The sequence below is a fragment of the Streptosporangium carneum genome, assembly GCF_027922005.1.
Taxonomy (GTDB): domain Bacteria; phylum Actinomycetota; class Actinomycetes; order Streptosporangiales; family Streptosporangiaceae; genus Streptosporangium; species Streptosporangium carneum.
On the sequence record NZ_BSEV01000037.1, the window covers coordinates 55,379 to 77,813 of the forward strand.

Consider the following 22,435-nt stretch of genomic DNA (forward strand, 5'->3'; position numbering starts at 1 on the left):
TCGTTCCTCGACCGTCCACTTCGTTCACCGCGTGAGGTTCGCTCGCGCATCAGTACTGCACCTCCTGGGAGCGGCGGCGGATGACGGTCACGGCGTCGCGCTGGTTGCCGGTCGGGCCGTAGTAGTTGGGCGCGAAGGAGAGCTGGCCGTACCCGCCGACGAGGTGGGTGGGTTTGATCAGCAGCTTGGTGAGGGCGTTGTGCACGCCGCCCCTGCGTCCCGTGGCCTGCGACCTGGGCACGTTCACCAGGCGTTCCTGCACGTGGTACATGAACACCGTGCCCTGCGGCATCCGGTGCGAGACCACGGCGCGCGCGACGACGACGCCGTTGGCGTTGACCGCCTCGATCCAGTCGTTGTCCGCGATCCCGGCGGCCTCGGCGTCCTGGACGCTGATCCAGATGACGGGCCCGCCCCGGGCCAGCGTCTGCATCAGCAGGTTCTCCTGGTACTCCGAGTGGATGGACCACTTGGAGTGCGGGGTGAGGTAGCGCACGGTCACCGCCCTTTCCCGGGTGCGGTCCTCGCCGTGCGCGCCGAGCCCTCCCTCGCCGAGGGCGGCCATGTCCAGGGGAGGGCGGTAGACCGGCAGCTGCTCGCCCAGCTCGGCCATCCAGTCGTGGTCGAGGAAGAAGTGCTGGCGTCCGGTGAGGGTGTGCCACGGCTTGGCGTGCTCGGTGTTGACGGTGAACGGCGCGTAGCGGCGGTCGGGGGCCTCCTTGCCCGACCACTCGAAGCTCGCGCCGACCTGCACCGGCCGGTCCTGGGTGTCGGAGAACACCACCCTGCGCTCGGCGACGGAGGCGCCCAGCTCGGCCAGGCCGGACCCGGGCCCGCAGCGCTCGGCGAGCCTGCCGAACCCCTCGGCGGCGATCCGCCCGTTCGTGGTGCCGGACAGGGCCAGGATCGCCTCGCACAACTTGACGTCGGTGTCCAGCAGCGGCCTGCCGGACGCGGGCCCGCCGGCCGCCCGCCCGCAGCGCGCGGTCAGCCAGCGCGCTTCGGGGGCGGCGTTGACGGTGACGCCCTTGACCGTCATGCCCGCCCGCTCGGGCAGCGGCCCGAGCGCGGCCAGCTTCGCGGCGACGGCGGTGTAGTCGCGTTCGACCAGGGAGAGGACCGGCAGGTTGCGGCCGGGCTCCGCGGGGTGCCCGCCGGTGCGCCAGTCGGGGACGCCGCCGCCCGGCTGGGCCGTCTCGCCGGGGGTGTCGTGCTGCAACGCCGTGGCGACCAGGTCCCAGGCGGTGTCCAGCCTTCCCGCCGCCAGCTCGCCGAACCTGCGCGCCAGGCCGTGGAAGATCTCGAAGTCGGTGCGGGCCTGCCAGGGAGGGCTGATCGCCGGGGAGAAGGCGTGCACGTACGGGTGCATGTCGGTGCTGGACAGGTCGTGTTTCTCGTACCACGTCGCGGCGGGCAGCACCAGGTCGGCGAACAGCGTGGTCGAGGTCATCCGGAAGTCCAGCGCCAGCAGCAGGTCGAGCTTGCCGCGCGGAGCCTGCTCCCGCCAGGCCACCTCGCGCGGCCAGTCCTGCGGGGGCGCCTCCCGCGCCCCCGCGTTGTCGGGCGCGCCGAGCAGGTGGCGCAGGAAGTACTCGTTGCCCTTGGCGGAGGAGCCGATGAGGTTGGCCCGCCAGACCGTCAGCACCCTCGGCCAGTTCTCCGGCGCGTCCGGGTCCTCGCACGCGAAGCCGACCCTGCCCGCCGCGACCTCCTCGGCGGCCCACAGCGCCGGATCCTTCCCGCAGGCCCGCGCCCTGGCCCCGAGCTCCAGGGGGTTGACCGAGAAGGTCGGATACGACGGCATCCAGCCCAGCCGGGCCGACTGCGCGACGAGGTCGACAGTGTGCCTTCCGGCGAACAGACGTCGTCCGGTCGCGCTGGACAGCGCGTCCGCGGAGAAACGCTCGTAACGCCACTGGTCGGTGTGGACGTACCAGTACGGCGTGCCCGCCATCTGCCGCGAGGGCCGCACCCAGTCCGCCGCCGTGGACAGCTGCTGCCATCCGGCCAGCGGCCGCACCTTCTCCTGGCCGACGTAGTGGGCCCACCCTCCGCCGTTGACGCCCTGGCAGCCGGTCAGCAGCAGCAGGGACAGGAACGAGCGGTAGATCGTGTCCGAGTGGAACCAGTGGTTGGTCCCCGCGCCCATCACGATCATCGCCCGGCCCCGGGTCTTCTCCGCGGTCGTGGCGAACTCCCTGGCGATCCGCGCCACGCGGTCGGCGGGCACCGAGGTGATCCGCTCCTGCCAGGCCGGGGTGCACGGGGCGGACGCGTCGTCGTAGCCGCTCGGCCACCGTCCCGGCAGGCCCGGCCGGTGCACGCCGTACTGGGCGAGGAGCAGGTCGAACACGGTGGTCACCGGACGCCCGCCGATCCGGCGCACCGGCACCCCGCGGCGCACCACGCCCGCTTCGCCGCCCGCGTCCTCGTCGCCGTCGAAGCGGGGCAGCAGGACCTCCAGGGTCTCCGTGTCCGCCTCCCGGTGAAGGCTGAGCAGTGGTTCGATCCCGCCCAGGTCCAGGTTCCAGCGGCCCGCGCCCTCGTCGTTCCAGCGTTCGCCCAGGGTCCCGTTCGGCGCGACCGGCTCGCCGGTGACCGCGTCCACCAGCACGGGCCGCCACCGCGCCGCCTCGTCCCGCCCCGGCCCCGGCTCCAGATCGGCGGCCGTGACGAACTTTCCCGGAACGTGCCCCTCGCCTGTCTCGTGCTCGTCCAGGGCGACCAGGAAGGGCAGGTCGGTGAAGCGCCTGACGTAGTCGGTGAAGTACGGTACGTCGCGCCGGACGAAGAACTCGGTCAGGATCACGTGGCCCATCGCCATGGCGACCGCGCCGTCCGTGCCGGGATGCGGGTGCAGCCACTCGTCGGCGAACTTCGTCGCGTCCGAGTAGTCGGGGGAGACCACGACCACCTTCTGTCCCCGGTAGCGGGCCTCGGCCATCCAGTGCGCGTCCGGGGTGCGGGTGACCGGGACGTTGGACCCCCACAGCATCAGATACGCCGCGTCCCACCAGTCCGCGGACTCCGGCACGTCGGTCTGGTCCCCGAAGACCTGGGGCGAGGCGACGGGCAGGTCGGCGTACCAGTCGTAGAACGACAGCATCGGCGCGCCGATCAGCGACATGAACCGCGCGCCGACCGCGTGTGAGGCCATCGACATGGCGGGGATCGGGGAGAACCCGGCCACCCGGTCGGGGCCGTACTTCATGATCGTGTGAACGTGCGCGGCGGCGGCGATCTCCAGCGCCTCGTCCCATTCGATCCGCACCAGCCCGCCCTGGCCGCGCGCGGACTGGTAGCGCCGCCGCCTGTCCGGATCGGCGGTGATCTCCGCCCACGCCGCGACCGGGTCGCCCAGCCGCTCCTTCGCCTCCCGGTACATCCTCACGAGCACGCTGCGGGCGTGCGGGTAGCGCACCCTGGTCGGCGAGTAGGTGTACCAGGAGAAGGCGGCCCCGCGCGGGCACCCCCTCGGCTCGTACTCCGGACGGTCGGGACCGACCGAGGGGTAGTCGGTCTGCTGGGTCTCCCAGGTGATCAGCCCGTCCTTGACGTACACCTTCCAGGAGCACGATCCGGTGCAGTTCACCCCGTGGGTCGAGCGCACCACCTTGTCGTGCGCCCAGCGCTCCCGGTAGGGGGCGTCGTTGACGGCCTGGTCGCCGCGGAAGACCGCCCGCAGGTCGGGGGTGGTCTCCGAGCGGTGCAGCAGCCTGCCCGCCTGGAGAAGCATCTCCGCGGCGGCGGCCGCCGCCCGGTCCGTCCTGTCACGCGGTGTCCGAGGAACCATGACGACCTCCTCGGCGGACGTGCGTCATCACGTCCGCGCTGCTCCTGAATGTTTCGCTGTTCGAAGCCGCCCGCTGTCGGCGGTGCTCTCGCCGTACGGAAACATCCGGAGTCAGCAGCGGGACAACACTTTCGTCAAGGAAAGTGTTTCTATCATGCGATGGTTAACAGGAGGGATCTGTTGGCCGGACCCGCTGATTCTTCTGCACCCGAAACATGCGAGATGAGCTGCCGGAACGCGGAAAAGGGGCGCGTCGCCGGGAGAATCGCACGGTTTTGCCCACGTCAAGGCGGAATGCGAGGCAAGGGGACGGCGACAATCCGGCCGGTCGCGAACAGCGCTTTACGGCTGTGCTTGATACGCCCGTATGGTGAGGAAAACAGGGGATCAGGGGAGGAGGCCGTTCTCCTCCTCGCTCTGCGCGGCGGCGGTGAACTCCTGGAGGGTCCGTGCCAGCGTCTGCCGCGTCTCGGGCGTCAGGCGCTCCAGCGCCGCGCCGATGCGCCTGCGGCGGGCCGAGCGCAGGCGCCCCAGCACCTCCCTGCCCCGCACGGTGGTCTCGATGCGGATCTCCCGGCGGCTGTGCGCGGCGGGGAACCGGGTCAGCAGACCGGCGCCGTCGAGCCGGTCGACCATCCGGCCCGCGGCCGAGAGCGACATGGTGAGGTGGGCGGCGAGCGTGCTGAGGTTCAGCGGGCCGTGCCGGTCGACCGCCAGCAGCACCCGGAGCTGGGTCAGCGACAGATCGCCCATCTCCGCCACGGCGTTGAGCGTCACCTCGACCAGCACCAGCGACGCCTCCTCGACCAGCCAGGCCGAGTCGCTCTCCCCGCCGCGACCGGCCTCCCCGCGACCGGTCCCGAGGAACTCGTCGCCGCCGTCGTGGATCGCTTCGGTGGTCATACGCGCTGCGCCCTCCCGGTGCACGGCCCGCCGCCCCGGTGGCGGCGCCCTGCCTAGAACGTACTGAGGCAGGGGCCGTTCGCACGACAGCCGGGCAGCGGTCCCCGGAATCGGTGCCTGGGAGATCTCTCCTCTCGTCCCCGGTGAGGGCGTTCCGCCCGAGACCCGGGACCGGGCCCGTTCGTACGCCGCCTGCCGTCAGATGTTGGCGCCGCCGTCGACGGTGAACGTGGTGCCCGTGGTGAATCCGGACTCGGGACCTGCCAGGTAGGCGACCACCGCGGCGATCTCCGCGGTGGTTCCGAAACGGCCGACGGCGGTGATCCCCCGAAGGTGCTCGATGAGCTCGGGGTCCTCGGGGATCATCTCGGTGGTGACGGGGCCCGGCGCGACCAGATTGACCGTGATGCCCCGGGGGCCGAGCTCGAAGGCCACCGCCTTGGTGAATCCCGTCAGCGCGGCCTTGCTCAGCGAGTACAGGCTCTGGCCCACCATGGAGACCCGTTCGCCCTGACAGCTGCCCACATTGATGATCCGTCCGCCTTCGCCCAGATGCCGGGTCGCGGCCTGGGTGGTGGCGAACACCGCCCGCACGTTCACCGCGATGACGCGGTCGAAGTCTTCCAGGGACACTTCCTGGAAGGGCCCACCGGCCCAAATGCCGGCGTTGTTGACGAGGATGTCGAGCCTGCCGAATTCGGCGGCCGTCCGTTCCACGGCCGCCACCGCCGCCTCGTGGTCGGCGGCGTCCGCCCGGATGGCCAGGCCGCGCCGCCCCAGGGAGCCGATCTCCTCGACGACGCCGTTCGCGCGCTTGTCGTCCTGGACGTAGGTCACCGCGACGTCCGCCCCGTGGGAGGCCAGACGGCGGGCGATCTCGGCGCCGATTCCCCGGCCTCCACCGGTTACCAAGGCTACTTTGCCGGTCAGTTCAGGCATTCCAGGCCCTTTCGACGTGATGCCGGGCAGTGAGTTTTCGCGGCGTAACGCCGTTGTGGCGCACCGAGCTCGCATGAACAATCGACGGAGTCGGCGACTTAATTAAGATCCTAATCGAGATTTGGGCGGAGAAAAAAGGCCGTGTGACCCATGTCACATGACGGTAATCCGGATGTTTTCACGCCGAATCGAATTACTCGGGAGCATGGAACGAGCAGGCCTTTAGGGCCGGTCGCCGGGGGTGGACAGTGGCATTGTCGGCGCTTTGTTAACCGAATGTAAACGCATTTCTCCCGGTCTTCGGGAAACCGTCGACCCGGGCTCGGGACCTCTGGGCGTCCCCGTCGTCGACGAGGTCGCGGACCTCGTTCCAGGCGGTCACGTGACGGCTCTCCGATGAGCGGTGACGCTCCTGGGGGGGCGGAGCGCGGGCGGCAGAGGGCGACGGACGTCGCCGAGCCGCGCCCGACCGGCGGAAATCCGGTTCCGGACGGCAGGGGGGAGGTATTCCTGTTCTGGAGACGTTCTAGGGACCCGGGAGCCCGGGGCGCCGCCGTGGCGTGTGGTGCCGTTGAGAGGAGTCGTGCGATGGAGACCGGCGGTAACACGGAGATCTATCTCAGGGCGCGTGACCTGCTGCTCGGGCTGGGCGGGGACTACGCGGAGGCGGTCAGGCGGTTCGCCTGGCCGAGGTTCGACGGTCCCTTCAACTGGGCCGTCGACTGGTTCGACGCCATCGCGCGCGGCAACGACCGGACGGCGTTGTGGGTCGTCGAGGAGGACGGTTCGCAGACCCGTCACACCTTCGACGAGATGGCCCGGCGATCGGACCAGGTTGCGGCACTGCTGGCGGCCTGCGGCGTCTCCCGGGGCGATCGGGTGATGCTCATGCTCGACAACCAGGTCGAGCTGTGGGAGTCGATGCTGGCGGTGATGAAGCTGGGCGCGGTGATCCTGCCGGCGACCACCGCGCTGGGACCCGCGGACCTGCTGGACCGCGTCGACAGGGGCGGCGTCCGGTATGTGATCGCCAACGCCGCCGACACCGCCAAGTTCGACGACGTCCCGGGGAGGTACGTCCGGATCTGCGTGGACGACGCCCCCGCGGGCTGGGTTTCCTACCGGGAGGCGTACGGCGTCGACGCGCCCCCGCCGGCGCATCCGGGCACCGCGCCCGGCGACCCGCTGCTGCTGTACTTCACCTCCGGCACCACGAGCAGGCCCAAGCTGGTCGAGCACACCCAGGTCTCCTACCCGGTCGGTCACCTGTCGACGGCCTACTGGATCGGGGTGCGGCCGGGGGACGTGCACCTGAACATCAGCTCCCCGGGGTGGGCCAAGCACGCCTGGAGCTGCTTCTTCGCCCCCTGGATCGCCGAGGCGACGATCTTCGTCTACAACTACGGCAGGTTCGACGCGGGCGCCCTGCTCGAGCGGATCCGCGAGGCGGGGGTGACGACGTTCTGCGCGCCGCCCACGGTCTGGCGGATGCTGATAAAGGCGGATTTGTCGGGCGGTCCGGGGCGGTTGCGGGAGGTGGTCTCCGCCGGAGAGCCGCTCAACCCGGAGGTGATCGAACAGGTCCGCGACCAGTGGGGGCTGACGATCCGCGACGGCTTCGGCCAGACCGAGATCACGTTGTCGGTCGGCAACGTGCCGGGGATGCCGGTCAAGCCGGGTTCGATGGGCCTGCCCATGCCCGGGGTTCCTGTCGTGCTGGTCGACCCCGTCACCGGTGAGCGGGCCGAGGAGGGGGAGATCTGCGTCGACCTGAGCGCCCGGCCGGTCTCGCTGATGACCGGCTACCAGGGCGACGAGACGCGCAACGCCGAGGCCATGGCCGGTGGCTACTACCACACCGGCGACGTGGCCGTCCGGGACGCCGACGGCTACATCTTCTACGTCGGCCGCACCGACGACGTGTTCAAGGCCTCCGACTACAAGATCTCTCCCTTCGAGCTGGAGAGCGTGCTCATCGAGCATCCCGCCGTGGCCGAGGCCGCCGTGGTGCCCGCGCCCGACGAGGTCCGCCTCGCCGTGCCGAAGGCGTACGTCACGCTGGCGGCCGGGTGGGAGCCGGACAGGGAGACCGCCCTGGCGATCCTGCGGCACGCCCGCGACAGGCTCGCGCCGTACCAGCGGGTGCGCCGCCTGGAGTTCTCCGGGCTGCCGAAGACGGTGTCCGGCAAGATCCGCCGCGTCGAACTGCGAGGCCGTGAGGAGCGGGCCGCCGCGGAGGGAGCCGCCCTCTCCGAATGGCGCGACGACCAGTTCCCCGAACTGCGCTCCTGACCCGCCCGTCCGCCCGTCCGCCCGTCCGCCCGTCCGCCCGTCCGCCCGTCCGCCCGTCCGCCCGTCCGCCCGTCCGCCCGTCCGCGCGGCCGTCTGGCGCGGCCGGTCCGGAGGCCGCACGGCGGACGACCTGTGCGGTGAACGGAGCCGCCGCGCGGCGCTGATCCCCGCTGCCCGGAACGCGCCGGCGCCGGTCCGCGAGACTGTCGGAGACGATCTGTACTGTCCCGGCCATGTCTGAAGCGGTACTGACGTATTCCTATGCGCGCTCCTCCGGGCTTGACCTGGACTCCGGCCTCCTGGGCCTGGCCACCTCCGGCGGCATGACCCGCCAGGGGCTGGCGGCCCACCCCACGTTCTTCAGCGGTCTGCTGACCCGGGCGGCGCCCGCCGCCGCAGGGTTGCTCGGTGTGGCCGACGTCGCCAAGGCCCGATACCACGACAGCCGGCTGGCCGGGCTGGTCCGCGACCGGATCGGGGTGGCGGTGTGAGCTCCCTCGCGGAAGACCGTCGCACCGCCCCCGAAGACACGCCGTCGTCACGGAGAAGTGTCCGCGTGAACGTCTGGAAGGCCGTGGGCGAGCGGGTCCGGGCCGGTGACGTCGACGGCACCCTCGCCCTTGTCACCGCACTCGACGCCGACGACCGCAAGGCGCTCGCGGCCGAACTGCCCCGCTACGTGGCGGAGCGCAGCCGCAGGACGAACAGCTGGGAGTGGTCGAACGAGCTCTCCCCCCTGCTGATGGCCGGAGCCGCCTGTCTCAGCGGCAGCGCGGCCGTGACGAGCTGGCTGTTCAGGCGGGAGTTCCGCTGGCGGAGGGTCGACCGCCGAGAGACCGAGCTCCTTCTCCGGATTCTGCGCACCCGTCCCGAGACGTGGCAGGCGGAGACGGCCCGCAGGATGGCCGGACGGTTGAGACCGTCGGACCTTCGGCACTGGCCGATCGTCGCGACCCTCGTCCGCGAGCTCGGCGTCGAGCCCCCGGACGGCGACGCGTTCATGGTCGGCTGGTTGAGGACGGTGCAGGAGCACGCGGTGGACCGCGTCGCCGACGATCCGCTCCTTCCACGCCTCGCCCCGCGGATCTTCCAGACCGACAGTCTGGGCGAGGTCCTCCTGTCCTCGCAGATCGAGGCGATCGCGTGCCTGGTCGACAGAGGCGCGCTCGACCGGGCGGCGGTCGTCGACGGGGTCGTCGGCAGGCTCCTGGGCGACGGGCCGTCCGCCCTGCCCGCCCTGGCCTGGCTGCACGATCGGCTCCGCCTCGATCTGGACGAGTCCGCCGAACGTGCCAAGGACTACGTCCGGCTGCTGCCCGTCGCGCCGCTCCCGGTGGCCGAGATGGCGTTGACGCAGCTCCGGGAAGTGGAGGCGGCGGGCCGGCTGGAGGGAGACCTCTTCGAGGAGGCGGCCGAGGCGCTGGCCTTCAGGCCGGAGAAGAAGCTCCTGCGCGCGGCGGTCGCCTGGATCGGCGACGTCGTACGGCGGACGCCCGGCCACACCGACACCGGGCTGCGCGCCCTGTCCGTCGTCTTCGGCCAGGAGACGCTGGCAGCACAGGAGCGCGCCGTACGGCTCGCGGTCAAGCTGGCCGGGCAGGCGGGCGAATCCGGGCGTGCGGCGATTCGCGACGCGGCGGCGGGACTGCCCGTCGAGCTGCGTGAGCAGGTCTCCACCGCGTACGGCGAGGTCGTCGCGGTGAGCCCTCCCGCGCCGCCGGTCCTCGTCGTGGGCGTCGCTCCCGCCGCGCCGCCGCCGGTCGCCTCACCCGGGGAGCTGGCCCACGAGCTCGTGGCCGTCGACTGGCGTGTCCGGCCGGAGCAGTTCGAGCGGATCCTGGCGGGGCTGGTCGAGTGGGCGCACCGGGAACCGGACGCCCTCCGTGCGGAGCTCCGGCCGTGGTGGCACCCCTTCAGCCCCGGCTCCTTCGGATACCACGACTACGTCAGTGACGAACGGATGGACGATCTGCTGCGTCGTGCCGCTCTCGCCTTCGCCTCCCCCGAGGACAGCAGGGCCCTGTCCGAACTGTTCGCGAGCGCGCGCCGCCGAAACCGGCACGGGGAGCAGGCCCCGTTCGACCGCGTGGTCCAGCGGCGGGCACATGAGGTCATCGAACGCCTCGAAGCCGGTGACGTCCTTCCCGTCCTGCTCGCGACCCCCACTTCGGGCACCGGGCACCTCGACCCCGAGGTGCTGCTGGAGCGTCTCCAGCAGGTGGAGGCGGCCGGGGCGCGGGTGCCGCCCGCCGACTTCCAGCAGGCGCTGCTGCGGCTGCCCCGTTCCGTCGATCCCGCGGCGGCGGCCCGGGCGGCGAGCCTGACCTCGGACGCCGGGCGGACGCTCGCGGCGTGGCTGAACGGCGGCGGACTGCCCGACCCCGTCGTGACCTGTGGGATCGAAAGGCAGCGAAGCAGGTGGTACGGCGCGTGGGCTCGCGGGCCGCGGGCCACGGTGCGTCCGGCGACGCCTGACCTGCCGGAGCTGGTCCGGGAGCTCTGCGCGCAGGACCTGGAACGGGACTCCGGCCTGTCGTTCCAGCTGGACTGGTGGCCGCTCGTCATGCCGTCCCACCGCGACGTCGTCGCGGCGCACCTCCTCGAGACGCTGCCGGTCCTCATCGAGGACTCCGACGGCCAGGTCGCGGCGCTGGCCCGGCTGGCGCAGGGGGACGGGCCGGTGGGCGCGGCCACGGCCTACGCGCTGGCGTGCGGCATGGGGCACCGCGACCCCGCGGAGCGGGCCTCCGCCACCGAGGCCCTGCTCACCCTGGCCGCGCGCGGCCAGGTGCCCGCCGCCGACCTGGGCAGGGCGGTCACGGAGCTGGTGCGTGAGGACATCGTCAAGCTCAACCGGGTGACCGCGGTCCTCGACGACGCGGCGCGAGCCGGCGCGCACGCCGCCGTGTGGGCGGTGATCGCCGGGACGCTGCCCGGGCTCCTGCCCGCACAGGGAGACAGGCCGCGCGCGGGCCTGGCGGACCTGCTCGCGGCCGGAGCCAGGGCGGCCGAACTCGCCGGGGCGCGTGCGGACATCCCGGAGCTGGCGGCGGTGGCGGCACGAGGAGGTTCCAGCCGCGTGGTCCAGGAGGCCCGGCGTCTGCGGCGGCTGGTCGCCTCGGCGGAGGCGGCGACGTGAACCCGTGGACCGGGGTCACCGGCCTGAGGCGTGAGGGGAGGGCCAGGCCCGGCCTCTGACGGGCCGCCCCCGAGGTGGAACGACGAACGCGGCCCGTGCGGGTCTACGGCTTGCGCGCGACGCCGCAGAACTGGGAGACCTCGGGGGGCTCACCCCACGGGCCGGGTTCGGGACGCCATCTGGAGCAGGAGACCACACCGGGCTCCAGCAGGTCCAGACCGTCGAAGAACCTGGCGACGCCCTCGCGGTCACGGGCCACGATCGGGGTGCCGCCCCGTTCCATGAAGCGCCGCATCGCCTCGTGCATGGCGTCGCCGTGGACCTCGGCGGTGGCGTGCGCGACCACCAGGTAGCTGCCGGACGGCACCGCGGCGACCAGGTCCCGCACGATCTGGGCGACCTCGTCGTCGTCGACGATGTGGTGCAGGATTCCCAGCAGCATCAGCGCGACGGGCCTGGTGAGGTCGAGCGTCTCGGCGGCGACGCGCAGGATGTGCGCGGGGTCGCGCAGGTCGGCGTCGATGTAGTTGGTCGCGCCCTCGGGGGCGCTGACGAGCAGGGCTCGGGCGTGCGCCAGGACCAGCGGGTCGTTGTCGACGTAGACGATCCTGGACTCGGGCGCGAGCCGCTGCGCGACCTCGTGGGTGTTGTCGACGGTCGGCAGGCCGGTGCCGATGTCGAGGAACTGGCGGATGCCCGCGTCGACCACCAGGTGGTTGACGCAGCGGCCCAGGAACGCCCGGTCGGCGCGGGCGGAGTCGACGATGCCGGGGATGAGCCCCTCGACCATGTCGCCGGCGTCCCGGTCCGCCGGATAGTTGTCCTTGCCGCCCAGCCAGTAGTTCCAGATTCGGGCCGAGTGCGGCCGGTCCGCGCCGATGTCCACGGGCTGCCGGCCGGGTTCACGAGAGGTTTTCATGGGGCGTGTTCCGTTCGTGCGGTATTCGCGCCAGAGGGGATGACCGTAGTTGATCACGTCCGTCGTGGTGTCGGCAAACCTGCTCTCCTGTCGATCGGGGCGAGGGGCGTCGCCTTCTCCCGCGGCCTCCCCGGCGTCCGGCGGGGCGGACGGCGGCGGGGGAGTCGTCTCCGGTGGGGGAGAGTGCGACGGTTGGACGAGGGGACGGCTGGATAGGCTTCGATCGGGCGGCGGGAGCCCGCCGCGGGTGAGGTGACCGTACGGCACGGGCCGGCCGGCGGCCGGTGCCCGAGGAGCGATCCTGGAGGCTTTGTGACATACGACGTTGCGGCTGTGCGGGCGCGCTTTCCCGCGCTGGAGGAGGGCGCGGCGCACTTCGACGGGCCGGGCGGCTCGCAGGTCCCCGACGTGGTGGCCGACGCCGTGGCCGGGACCCTCCGCGCGGCCGTCTCCAACCGGGGCGTCACCACCGCCGCCGAGCGCCGTGCCGACGGGATCGTCGCAGAGGCGCGCCAGGCGATGGCCGACCTGCTCGCGGCCGTCCCGAGCGGCATCGTGTTCGGCCGGAGCATGACACAGCTGACCTACGACATGGCCCGCGCGCTCGCCAAACAGTGGGGGCCCGGCGACGAGGTCGTGGTGACCACACTGGACCACGACGCGAACATCAGGCCCTGGGTGCACGCCGCGGAGGCGCGCGGGGTCACGGTGCGCAGGGCCGACTTCGACGACAAGAGCGGGGAGCTGGACGTCGCCGCGGTCGCCGGCCTGCTCACCGGCCGCACCAGGCTGGTGGCCGTCACGGCCGCCTCGAACCTGCTGGGCACCCGCCCCGACATCCCGGCGATCGCCGAGCGCGCGCACGCGGCGGGGGCGCTCGTCTACGTCGACGGGGTGCACCTGACGCCGCACAGCCTGGTCGACCTCGGACGGCTGGGCGCCGACTTCTACGCCTGCTCGCCGTACAAGTTCCTCGGGCCGCACCTGGGCGTGCTCGCCGCCGACCCGGCCCTCCTGGAGACCGTCCGTCCCGACAAGCTGCTGCCCTCGAGCGACGCGGTGCCCGAACGGTTCGAACTCGGCACGCTGCCGTACGAACTTCTCGCGGGCACGACCGCGGCGGTCGACTTCCTGGCCGGTCTGGTGCCGGGAGAGGGGGGCAGGCGTGAGCGCCTGACCGTCTCGATGGCCGCGCTCGAACGGCACGAGCAGGCCCTGCTCCGACGGCTTGACGCCGGGCTGGCCGAGATCGCCGGGGTGACCCTGTACGGCGCGGCGGGGCGCAGGCGCACCCCGACCACGCTGTTCTCCCTCGACCGCGTCACGCCCGCCGAGGCCTACCGGCTCCTGGCCGAGCGCGGGGTCAACGCGCCCGCGAGCCATTTCTACGCGCTGGAGTGCTCCCGCAGGCTGGGGCTCGGCGACACCGGCGCGATCCGCGCCGGGATCGCGCCGTACACCGACGAGTCCGACGTGGACCGGCTCCTGCGAGGCGTGCGCGAGCTGGCCGGCTGAGCGCGGCTTCTGTCGTGTTCTCGGCGCCGGTCGGGCCGCGTCACCGCGGGCCGTGCCGACGCCGTGCCGACGCCGTGCCGACGCCGTGCCGACGCCGTGGCGGATCGCCGAACACGGTGGTTCGCGGCGTGCGGCTGACGCGTGGTCGCGCGTTCCGCCGCCGTGGACGACGGTGGAGCCCGGTGGTGGGCGCACGCGCTCACCACCGGGCTCCTGGCGTCCGGGTCAGTCCGCGATGTAGCTGATCGACTCGATCCAGTGGCCCCCGCCCGCCGAGTGCCTGCGCGCGTGCATGAACATGGCGCCGCCCTCGTAGGAGTAGGCGCACCGCTTGCCGCCGCGTTCGGTCTCACACCCCTGGAAGATGTAGCCGACGCCGCCGTACCTGGACCGGAACAGCGTGCCCACCGCCTTCGCGGAGGCGATCTCCAGGCCGCGGTTCCTGTCGCCCGCCTTCCACGCGTCGAAGAGGTACTTCGCGGCCTTGTCCGCGACCGTGACGTGGCGCGACTCGTAGACCTTGGTCACCTTCGCGCCCGAGACGATCATCAGGACCCCGTTGAGGCCGCCCGGCACCCGGACGCTGGTGTGGACGAACCGGCACGCGTTGCCGGTGCAGCCGCCGAACCGGTCCGGCGCCCGGTAGGGGTAGGCGAACAGCGTGTTCACCGCGGCGGGCGTCGCGACGGCGGACGCCGCGACGCGGTCGTCCCGCTGCCAGGCCCTGAACAGCTTGACCGCCACGGTGGACGGCTTCGCCGCCGTGTGCGGCTGCCGTTGCCCGGCCACGCCGGCGGGCCCGGCCGCCGAGCCGGTCTCCGCCTGCGCCTGTGCGGGAAACACCAGCGCACTCACGGCGGCCAGCACGGCGGCGGCCTTCAGTCCACGCATCGTCACTCCTTCATGTGCGGGGAGCCCGTTGTGGCCTCCCCGCACAAGGACGTCGGGACGGGCCAAGCGGTTCACCCGGTCGCGGAAGCCTTCCGGAGAGGGGATTCCGCGACCGGGAGGCCTACCGGGTCAGCGTGTTCAGGATCGGGACGAGCTGCTCCTCCTCGTAGTCGAGGTGGGCTTCGAGCTCGGTCGTGAGCCGTTCGACCTCGGCGAGCAGCGTCGCGGGATCCGTCCCGTCGTCCGAGAGCAGTTCCTGGAGCTCGTCGAGGAGCCGCTTGATCGTCTGGTGTTCCCGGCGCAGCCGTGCGAGGGCGGGGGCGAGGTGGGGGTGGTCCGCCTCGAGGAGGGGGAACAACTGGCCGTCCTCGCCGCCGTGATGGTTGTGGAGCCCCTGGCACAGGGTCAGGCAGTTGACGCGCAGCTGCGTCCCCAGGCCGGGGCCCGACGCGGCGACCTCCCCGCGGATCAGGGACAGCTCCCTGCGGAAGGCGTCGTGGATCGCTCTGAGGTGCTCACCGACCCGGCCGTCGGCAGGTCCGCCGCCCGGCGCGCCTTCGACGGGGTGCAGGGCGACCACGGGGATGACCCGGTTCGCCCTGGCCTGGTAGTCGGCCCACCCCTGGTCGGTCTCCACCGCGCGGGCGAAGGCGAGATCCCGTTCCTCGCCTCTCAGGACGACGGCCTCGGCCTGGTAGGTGAAGATCCCGTCCTCCACGGTGACGCGGGGGTCGGCGAGGAGGTTGTGGTACCAGGCGGGGTTGGCGGGCGAGCCCCCGGCCGAGGCGATGACCAGCTTGCGCGCTCCGTCCGGCAGGTAGCCGAGCGGGGTCGTGTGCCGTGCGCCGCTTCTGGCTCCGGTGGTCGTCAGAAGGAGCAACCGGCCTCCTTCGAAGGGGCCGCCGACCAGGCCGCGGTTGGCGCGGAACTCCTTGATGATCTGCTGGTTGAAGTCGTTGGGCATGCTCTGCTTGCTCTCCAGATGGAACGCGCACACGGGCGCGGCGGTGGGTGAACGACTGTGATGCGAGCGTCGCGAGATCACCGCACGCCGACCCGGGGCAGCGGGAAGCCATGGAGGAGGTCCCGGCGGTCACACGCCACGGCGAACCGCGGGCCGGTCACGGCTGTGGGGTTCGACGGGGGGAACGCCTGTGGGGAACCTGGCGGGAGCCTCAGGACTGCCGGGCGCGGGGACGACGCGCGGTCGCGATCAGATCAGGCCTTGCCTGTGAACTGTGAAGTCACGACATCATCCCCTGAGGCTAAGGGTGCCGCCCGCCCGCCGCCCTCTCACAGGCGGCGTCGCACGACACGCAGGTCATTACAGACCTTCGCTCCGGGCGCTGTCAATGCGTGCCGCGCGTCCCCGAGGTCAGCCGGCCGTCCGGGGGACGGGCCTGGCACGCCGTGCGAGCAGCTCGCGCACGGTGACGGCGCCGAGCGCGGCGATGCAGCTCAGGTCGAACACGACGCTCAGCGGCGACAGGTCGGGCCTGGCCGCAGCGTTGGGGAGGATGAGCCCGAGGAAGACGGACTTGGCGAGGATGGCGGCCGGGGCGGCGACGAGTCGTACGGGCGGGAAGAAGGCGGCCCAGACGAGGGCGGCGCCGAGCAGGAGCTGGAGCACCCCGCGGTGCTGCAACAGCGCCAGGACCATGGGGTCGGGGTCGGTTATCCCGTAGTTCACGCTCAGCATGGAGGCGCTCACCAGGGCGAGGACGGGGAGCGTGGTGATCAGGCCCGTCACCGTGAAGGCGGCGCGGACCGCGGTCTCGCCACGGGAGGTCGAGGGCATGAGGAGGGCTCCAATCCATCAGTCCAGGTGATTGTCAGCCTAGCTGACGGATTTCCCGCCTTCAAGGTCGCGTCCTCAGGGGGCGGGGCCGGCCGGGCGGAGGATTCGGCCGACCGTGCGGGGTGCGGCGTGGGGCGCGAGGTGTGAGCCGGGCTCATGGGAATTCATCCGAGGGGTGGGGGCCGTGAATCCCGTTGGGAGTGTGGCGGGGTGCGGGTGTTCGCTGCTCCCATCGGGTGCGTTTTCCCTGTTCGAGGGGGTTTTTGGGTCATTTGTCCCGCCTTTGGGAGACCTCGCGCACCTAACAACCAACATTCTAGGTAGATAAAGTGGGTTTTCGGTTATCATGTGGACATGGGAGCATTGCTCGATCTTGGGCAACTACGTACTTTCGTTGCCATCGCGGAGTGCGGTGGTTTCGGCCGGGCGGCGTCCGCGCTGCGGACGAGCCAGCCCACGGTGAGCCAGCACGTGCGCTCCCTGGAGCGCGTCGTCGGGCAACCGCTGGTCGAAAGAGTCGGCCGGCTGACCAGGTTCACCGTGGCGGGTGAGGCGCTGCTCGCCGAGGCGCGACGGCTTCTCGCCGCGCACGACGAGGCGATGTGCAGGCTCGGGGCCGAACGGCCCCCCACACTGACGGTCGGAGCCATCGAGCACGCGGCCTCCCCGGTGCTGCCCGATCTGCTCACCGTGCTGATGGCCGCTCTGCCGGGGCACGACGTGGTCTTCCGGCTGGACCGCAGCACGGTCCTGGCGGAGGCGACGCTGCGCGGGACGCTGGACATGGCGCTGATCCTCGGCGCGGTGGCCAACGTGGGAGGGATGGAGGTCGGCTCCCTGCCCCTGCGCTGGCTGGCCGCGCCGGGCTGGAGCCCGCCCGCCCCGGGCGCGCCGCTGCCGCTGGTCACCTTCCAGGAGCCGTGCGGGCTGCGCCAGCAGGCTGTGCGCGCCTTGGAGAGGCTCGGCTGGATCGTACGGATCACCACGGAGGCGACCCACCTGGACGGCGTCCTCACCGCGACCAGGGCGAGGCTCGGGATCGCCCTGCTGCCGACCGCGTGCGGCGTCCCGCAGGGGCTGGACGAGCTTCACCAGCTGCCCCCGCAGGGCACCCTGGGGCTGCGCCTGCTCAGCCGGCAGGGCCTGAACCCCGCCATCGAGACGTACGCGGGTGACGTCCTGCGCGATTTCTTCTCCGCGGTGCCGCACTCCCGCGCGTATCGCGCGGACCTCCCGAACGGCGAGGAGCGCCGCCGGGAGCAGTATCTGGCCCGCCAACCGATCGGCCATTGAAATCGACATCGATTAACAGAACAAATCACTTCTCCGGCATTCGGAGAAGTGCTCCTGAACGCGCGGTCCCCACTGACTGAAACCGGCGAGAACGGTGTGATCGCATTGCGGTTCCGAATGGGGGCGGGGCCGGAGAACGACCACTCGGCCCCCGGGCGAGCGCGTTTCCGCTCTCCGCTCTCCGGTCCCCGCCCGCGCCTCCGCCACGGACCTGAAGGGCCCGACATGACCTCGACCACCCCCGAATCCGGCAGGCGCGACCCGCACCCCGGCGAGACCGGAGCGCCGCGTGTCGTCGTCGTGACGGGCGCGGCCTCGGGAATCGGCAGAGCCGCCGTCGAACTGTTCGTCGAACGGGGAGCCGGCGTCGTCGCCGTCGACCACGACGAGCGCACCCTCAAGGAGGTCGCCCGGCTCGACCGCGTCGTGCCCCTGGCCGGTGACGTGTCGACGGAGGAGACCAACCACACCGCGGTCGCGCTGGCCGTCGAGGAGTTCGGCGGGCTCGACGCCGTCGTGCTCAACGCCGGGATCGGCGGCACCCGTCCCTTCGAGGCGCCTGGCGCGATCGAGGCCGCCGACCGGATCCTCGCCGTCAACCTGCGCGGCCCGATCCTGGGAATCCAGGCCGCGGCTCCCCTGCTGCGCGCCGGAGGCGGCGGGGCCATCGTGGTGACCGCCTCGGTCGCCGGCCTGCGCGCCGATCCCGGCACCTGGGCGTACAACGCGTCCAAGGGGGCCCTGATCAACCTCGTGCGGGCCGCCGCCATCGACTACGCCACGCAGGGAATCCGGGTGAACGCCCTGGCCCCCGGCCTCACCTGGACCCGGATCAACGCCGGGGTACGGCAGGACCCGGTCCTCACGGCGGAGATCGAGCGGCGCATCCCGCTGCAGCGATTCGCGGAGCCCCGCGAACAGGCGGAGGCCATCTGGTTCCTGGCCTCGCCCGCCGCCTCCTACATCACCGGCACGACGTTGGTCGTGGACGGCGGCCTCGACGCCAGCCTGGGGACCCTTCCCCTGCCCGGCGCCTTTCGGTGACACCCGTGGGCGGGCACGCGAACCGGGCGCCCGCCCGACGGGCGGCTCGGCCGCCGAGCGGCCGGGTCACACCCTCAGTCCGTCGATCCATGACCGGATGGTCTGGGCGGTGGTGTCCGAGTGCTCCTCCAGGATGGTGAAGTGGTCACCGGGGATGTCGACGGCCTTGTGCGCGACTGGCCAGTAGGCCCGCCAGTCCAGACGGCCCTCCGGGTCGATGACGGTGCCGCGCAGCGGCTCGGCCGCGCGCAGCAGCAGGGTCGGCGTCTCGACCGGCTTCGGCTGCCACCCGACGAAGAGCCGGTTGTACGCGCCCATCCTGGTCAGGCTGCTGTCGTGCAGCGTCATGTCGAAGCGGTCGATCCGCTCCAGCACCCCGTCGATCATGCTGCCCAGCCACCATTCCGCCAGGCCCTCCTGGTCTGCGGCGTCGATCGGATAGCTGTCGATCAGCGCGAGCCCGGCGGGCGCCAGGCCCTGGTCCTCGAGCGCGACGGCGACCGCGTGCGCGACGCAGCCGCCCATCGAGCGGCCGACGATCACGAACGGCTCGTCCTCGCCGACGCAGGCGCGCAGGCCGTCCACGTTCATCTGGATGAACGTCTCCAGCGAGTCGGGCAGCGCCTCGTCCTCCCCGTCGGTGAACCCGGGAGAGGGCAGCACGTACACGTTCCGCTCGTCCCGGAAGGTCTGCCCGAACCGGGAGTACTCGTGCGGCCCGGAGATCGCGCTGAGCGCGGGAAAGCACACCAGGGACACCCGGCCTGACCCGGTAGCCAGCTTGATCGGAGCCGGCGCGTGCCGGTGGCGCGCGGACGCGTCGAACCGGCCGCGCACGTGCGAGGCCGCCAGCAGCAGCTCCGCCGCCTCGGCGTCCTTGCCCGCGTCGTGCATCCGCCGGTAGATCGCGGCCAGTCCGCCTGCGGCCTGCTTCGCGCCGGTACGGCCAGGCCGCACGCCCGCCTTCCGCGCAGTGTCCCCGATCTCCCGGTTCAGGAGGTCGGCGATGGCCTGGGGGGTCGGATGGTCGAAGGTGAGGGTGGCGGGCAGCCGCAGTCCGGTGGCGGTGCTGAGGCGGTTGCGCAGTTCGACGGAGGTCAGCGAGTCCAGGCCCAGCTCGATGAGCGCACGCTCACCGGCGATGGCGCCGGGGGCCGGATGGTCGAGCACCGTTCCGACCTCGCCGCGCACCAGCTCCAGCAGAACCTCCGCGCGTCTCTCAGGGTCGAGCCCGGCCAGCCGGCCGGCCAGCGAGGCGGCCCCGCCGCCCGCGCCGGCACGGGCCGTAGGCCGGGAGGCCCTGACCAGACCCCGCAGCAGCGGCGTGGGCGCCGTGTCCACACCGGCCGCAAGAAGGGCGGGCACCACGACCGAACCCGGTGTCCGCCCGAAGACGGCGGCGTCGAACAGGGCCAGCGCCTGCTCCGTCGGCAGCGGGCGCAGGCCGGCGCGCGCGACGCGCGCCGGGTCGGCCGAGGCAGGGCGGGTGGTGACGCCGCCCGCCTGCTCCCAGGGGCCCCAGGCGAGGGAGACGGTCCTGGGGTGCTGGGTGGCGAGGGCGTCGAGGTAGGTGTTCGCCGCGGCGTGTGCGGCCTGGGCGGCTCCGCCGAGAAGGCCGGAGACGGAGGAGAACAGGACGACGGCGGGAGCGGGGGAGTGGTCGCGGGTGAGGTGGTGCAGCAGCCACGCGCTGTCGGCTCTCTGAGCCAGGACGGGGTGGAGGCGTTCGGCGGTGAGGGACGTCAGAGGGGCGTCGTCGGTGACGCCCGCCGTGTGGACGACGGCGGTGAGCGGACGGTCGGCGGGAACGGCCTCCAGCAGCGCGGTCAGCGCGGCGGGATCGGCGCCGTCGACCGCGGCGACGGTGACGGTGGCGCCGAGGTCGGCGAGTTCGGCGCGCAGGTCGTCGGCGTCCGGTGTCTCGGCGCCGCGTGTGTCGGCGAGGAGGAGGTTGCGGACGCCGTGGGCGGTGACGAGGTGACGGGCCAGGATCGCGCCCAGGCCGCCGGGTTCACCGGTGATCAGAACGGTGCCGTCGGGGTCCCACCCACGTCCCCCGGCCTGGGAGCCGGTCCCGCCGTCCGACGTCGTGCCCGCCTCTGTACCCGCTTGGACGTTCGTCTCCTCGTCCGCCCGGATGCCGGGGGCGGGAAGGGGAGCCAGGCGGGGGACGAGCGCGGATCCCCCGCGCAGGGCGAACTGCGGTTCGTCGGCGGCCAGGGCCGAGGCGACGGCGGAGGGCAGGTTCTCCAGCGTCCCCGGGGCGTCGTCCAGATCGGCCAGCAGGACGCGGCCGGGGTTCTCCGTCTGGGCCGAGCGGGTCAGGCCCCAGACGGGGGCGGTGGTCAGGTCGGAGTGCTCGTCACCCGTGGTGACGGCGTCGCGGGTCAACACCAGCAGGCGGACGTCGCGCCAGCGGTCGTCGCCGAGCCAGCGCCGCAGGACGGTCAGCACGTGCTCGGCGTTCTGGTGGGCGCCGGTCACGGGGGTGTCGCCGCCGGCGACCGGGAGCACGACGAGGGCGGGGACGGGCTCCCCGGCGTCGACGGCGTCGGCGAGGGCGCCGAGGTCGGCGAACAGCGAGGCGGTCACCCCGGCCTCGCGAAGCCCGTCGTACAGCGACCGCTCTCCCAGCACCGCCCACGCCTCGCGCCGGGCCGTCCCGGGGGCGAGCGGGGACCACTCCACGTGGAACAGCCCGTTCTCCCCGACCGGCCTCGCCTTCCGCAACTGGTCGGCCGAGACGAGCCGCGCCACGAGCGAGTCGATCGAGACGACGGGCGCGCCGGTGGCGTCGGCCGCGTGCAGGCCCAGCGAGCCCGAGTCCGAGGCCACCACCCTGACCCGAAGCGCCGTCGCCCCCGAGGCGTGCAGCCGCACGCCGTTCCAGGCGTACGGCAACGGGTTCCGTCCCTCGGGCACGTCGGCCAGCCCGCGCAGCGTGGGCAGGTGCACCGCCGCGTCGAGCAGCGCGGGATGCACCCCGAACCCGGCGGCGTCCTCCTCGTGCTCCTCCGGCAGGACGACCTCGGCGAAGAGCTCCTCACCGCGCTGCCAGGCGGCGCGCAGGCCCTGGAACGCCGGGCCGTACCGCAGGCCCGCCTCCTTCAGGGCCGGGTAGACGTTCTCCACCTCGATCGGGTCGGCGTCGGCCGGCGGCCACACCGCCAGATCGTCTTCCGGCTCCGGGGCGTCTGTCACCCTCGCGGCGTCTTCGACCAGGGTCGCGCTGGCGTGCCGGGTCCAGCCGGCGGAGCCGTTCTCGGGCCGGGAGTAGATCTCGACGGTGCGGGTGCCCGGGAGGTCCCCGGAGCCGGTGACGATGACCTGCAGATGGGCGGCGTCGCGAGAGGTGAGGATCAGCGGAGTATGGAGGAGGAGTTCCTCGATCGTGTCGAGGCCGGTCGCGTCGGCCGCGTGGACGGCGAGTTCGAGGAAGGCGGTGCCGGGGACGACGACGGTGTCGAAGACCGCGTGGTCGGCCAGCCAGGGATGACTGCTCAAGGACAGGCGGCCGGTCAGGACGGTGCCCTCGCCGCCCGCGAGCGGGACCGCCGCACCCAGCAGCGGATGGTCCGTCACGCCGAGTCCCAGGCCTGACAGGTCACCCACCGCGCCCGCCGGCGGCTGCGCCCACAGCCGTTCACGCTGGAAGGCGTAGGTGGGCAGGGCGACCGTGGCAGGGTCGCCGGGGAGGGTGGCGGCCCAGTCGACGTCGGCGCCGTGGACGTGCAGGTGGGCGGCGGCGGTCAGCGCGGTGGCGATCTCGGGCTTGTTGCGGCGCAGGACCGGAAGGGCGTGGGTTTCACGGTCGGCGCCAAGGGTTTCCGTCGCCAGTGCGGTGAGGACGGCGTCGGGGCCGAGTTCGAGGAAGGTGGTGTGCGGGGCGGTGGTGTGGGCGGTGTGCAG

The 22,435-nt window shown here is 72.5% G+C and carries 14 protein-coding genes; 6 read left to right on the top strand and 8 right to left on the bottom strand.

Annotation, left to right across the window (positions count from 1 at the left end):
* Positions 1-49 precede the first annotated feature (49 nt).
* The 3 genes from PKF00_RS40435 to PKF00_RS40445 form a co-directional block, all read right to left on the bottom strand.
* Positions 50-3,793, bottom strand: coding sequence for a nitrate reductase subunit alpha (locus PKF00_RS40435; protein WP_271223060.1), 3,744 nt, complete (start codon positions 3,791-3,793; stop codon positions 50-52).
* A gap of 387 nt (positions 3,794-4,180) precedes the next feature.
* Positions 4,181-4,696: a MarR family winged helix-turn-helix transcriptional regulator gene (locus PKF00_RS40440; RefSeq protein WP_271223061.1), complete on the bottom strand. Its 516-nt coding sequence runs from the start codon at positions 4,694-4,696 to the stop codon at positions 4,181-4,183.
* A 198-nt stretch (positions 4,697-4,894) separates the two neighbouring features.
* A complete protein-coding gene (locus PKF00_RS40445; protein WP_271223062.1) occupies positions 4,895-5,635 on the bottom strand; it encodes an SDR family NAD(P)-dependent oxidoreductase in 741 nt (246 codons plus the stop codon).
* 588 nt (positions 5,636-6,223) lie between these two features.
* On the opposite strand from PKF00_RS40445, the gene PKF00_RS40450 reads away from it, so the two are divergent.
* The 3 genes from PKF00_RS40450 to PKF00_RS40460 all read left to right on the top strand — a co-directional run bounded on the left by PKF00_RS40450 (position 6,224) and on the right by PKF00_RS40460 (position 11,066).
* Complete coding sequence (locus PKF00_RS40450; RefSeq protein ID WP_271223063.1) at positions 6,224-7,927, top strand: AMP-binding protein; 1,704 nt, start codon at positions 6,224-6,226, stop codon at positions 7,925-7,927.
* A 233-nt stretch (positions 7,928-8,160) separates the two neighbouring features.
* Positions 8,161-8,418: a hypothetical protein gene (locus PKF00_RS40455; protein ID WP_271223064.1), complete on the top strand. Its 258-nt coding sequence runs from the start codon at positions 8,161-8,163 to the stop codon at positions 8,416-8,418.
* Positions 8,419-8,483: 65 nt separating this feature from the next.
* Positions 8,484-11,066, top strand: coding sequence for a DUF7824 domain-containing protein (locus tag PKF00_RS40460; RefSeq protein WP_271223065.1), 2,583 nt, complete (start codon positions 8,484-8,486; stop codon positions 11,064-11,066).
* A gap of 103 nt (positions 11,067-11,169) precedes the next feature.
* On the opposite strand, the gene PKF00_RS40465 is transcribed toward PKF00_RS40460, so the two are convergent.
* Positions 11,170-11,985: an SAM-dependent methyltransferase gene (locus PKF00_RS40465; RefSeq protein ID WP_271223066.1), complete on the bottom strand. Its 816-nt coding sequence runs from the start codon at positions 11,983-11,985 to the stop codon at positions 11,170-11,172.
* Between the two features lie 312 nt (positions 11,986-12,297).
* Here PKF00_RS40465 and PKF00_RS40470 point away from each other — a divergent pair, with 312 nt between their 5' ends.
* Positions 12,298-13,500, top strand: a complete 1,203-nt coding sequence (locus PKF00_RS40470; RefSeq protein WP_271223067.1) for a cysteine desulfurase-like protein — start codon at positions 12,298-12,300, stop codon at positions 13,498-13,500.
* 225 nt (positions 13,501-13,725) lie between these two features.
* On the opposite strand, the gene PKF00_RS40475 is transcribed toward PKF00_RS40470, so the two are convergent.
* The 3 genes from PKF00_RS40475 to PKF00_RS40485 form a co-directional block, all read right to left on the bottom strand.
* On the bottom strand, positions 13,726-14,391 hold the full coding sequence (locus PKF00_RS40475) for a hypothetical protein (RefSeq protein ID WP_271223068.1): 666 nt from the start codon (positions 14,389-14,391) through the stop codon (positions 13,726-13,728).
* Between the two features lie 121 nt (positions 14,392-14,512).
* Positions 14,513-15,388, bottom strand: a complete 876-nt coding sequence (locus PKF00_RS40480) for a nitroreductase/quinone reductase family protein (protein ID WP_309298474.1) — start codon at positions 15,386-15,388, stop codon at positions 14,513-14,515.
* A gap of 378 nt (positions 15,389-15,766) precedes the next feature.
* A complete protein-coding gene (locus tag PKF00_RS40485; RefSeq protein ID WP_271223069.1) occupies positions 15,767-16,189 on the bottom strand; it encodes a hypothetical protein in 423 nt (140 codons plus the stop codon).
* A 354-nt stretch (positions 16,190-16,543) separates the two neighbouring features.
* Here PKF00_RS40485 and PKF00_RS40490 point away from each other — a divergent pair, with 354 nt between their 5' ends.
* A complete protein-coding gene (locus PKF00_RS40490; RefSeq protein WP_271223070.1) occupies positions 16,544-17,482 on the top strand; it encodes a LysR family transcriptional regulator in 939 nt (312 codons plus the stop codon).
* A 225-nt stretch (positions 17,483-17,707) separates the two neighbouring features.
* Positions 17,708-18,526, top strand: a complete 819-nt coding sequence (locus PKF00_RS40495; protein WP_271223071.1) for an SDR family NAD(P)-dependent oxidoreductase — start codon at positions 17,708-17,710, stop codon at positions 18,524-18,526.
* 66 nt (positions 18,527-18,592) lie between these two features.
* On the opposite strand, the gene PKF00_RS40500 is transcribed toward PKF00_RS40495, so the two are convergent.
* Positions 18,593-22,435 (bottom strand): type I polyketide synthase (locus PKF00_RS40500; RefSeq protein WP_271223072.1); only part of this gene is annotated, 3,843 nt, incomplete at its 5' end.

What these genes read in the sequence shown, in the direction of transcription:
- PKF00_RS40435 (WP_271223060.1), bottom strand. Translation starts at nt 3,793, where the DNA reads ATGGTTCCTCGGACACCGCGTGACAGGACGGACCGGGCGGCGGCCGCC.
- PKF00_RS40440 (WP_271223061.1), bottom strand. Translation starts at nt 4,696, where the DNA reads ATGACCACCGAAGCGATCCACGACGGCGGCGACGAGTTCCTCGGGACC.
- PKF00_RS40445 (WP_271223062.1), bottom strand. Translation starts at nt 5,635, where the DNA reads ATGCCTGAACTGACCGGCAAAGTAGCCTTGGTAACCGGTGGAGGCCGG.
- PKF00_RS40450 (WP_271223063.1), top strand. Translation starts at nt 6,224, where the DNA reads ATGGAGACCGGCGGTAACACGGAGATCTATCTCAGGGCGCGTGACCTG.
- PKF00_RS40455 (WP_271223064.1), top strand. Translation starts at nt 8,161, where the DNA reads ATGTCTGAAGCGGTACTGACGTATTCCTATGCGCGCTCCTCCGGGCTT.
- PKF00_RS40465 (WP_271223066.1), bottom strand. Translation starts at nt 11,985, where the DNA reads ATGAAAACCTCTCGTGAACCCGGCCGGCAGCCCGTGGACATCGGCGCG.
- PKF00_RS40475 (WP_271223068.1), bottom strand. Translation starts at nt 14,391, where the DNA reads ATGCGTGGACTGAAGGCCGCCGCCGTGCTGGCCGCCGTGAGTGCGCTG.
- PKF00_RS40485 (WP_271223069.1), bottom strand. Translation starts at nt 16,189, where the DNA reads ATGCCCTCGACCTCCCGTGGCGAGACCGCGGTCCGCGCCGCCTTCACG.
- PKF00_RS40490 (WP_271223070.1), top strand. Translation starts at nt 16,544, where the DNA reads ATGGGAGCATTGCTCGATCTTGGGCAACTACGTACTTTCGTTGCCATC.
- PKF00_RS40495 (WP_271223071.1), top strand. Translation starts at nt 17,708, where the DNA reads ATGACCTCGACCACCCCCGAATCCGGCAGGCGCGACCCGCACCCCGGC.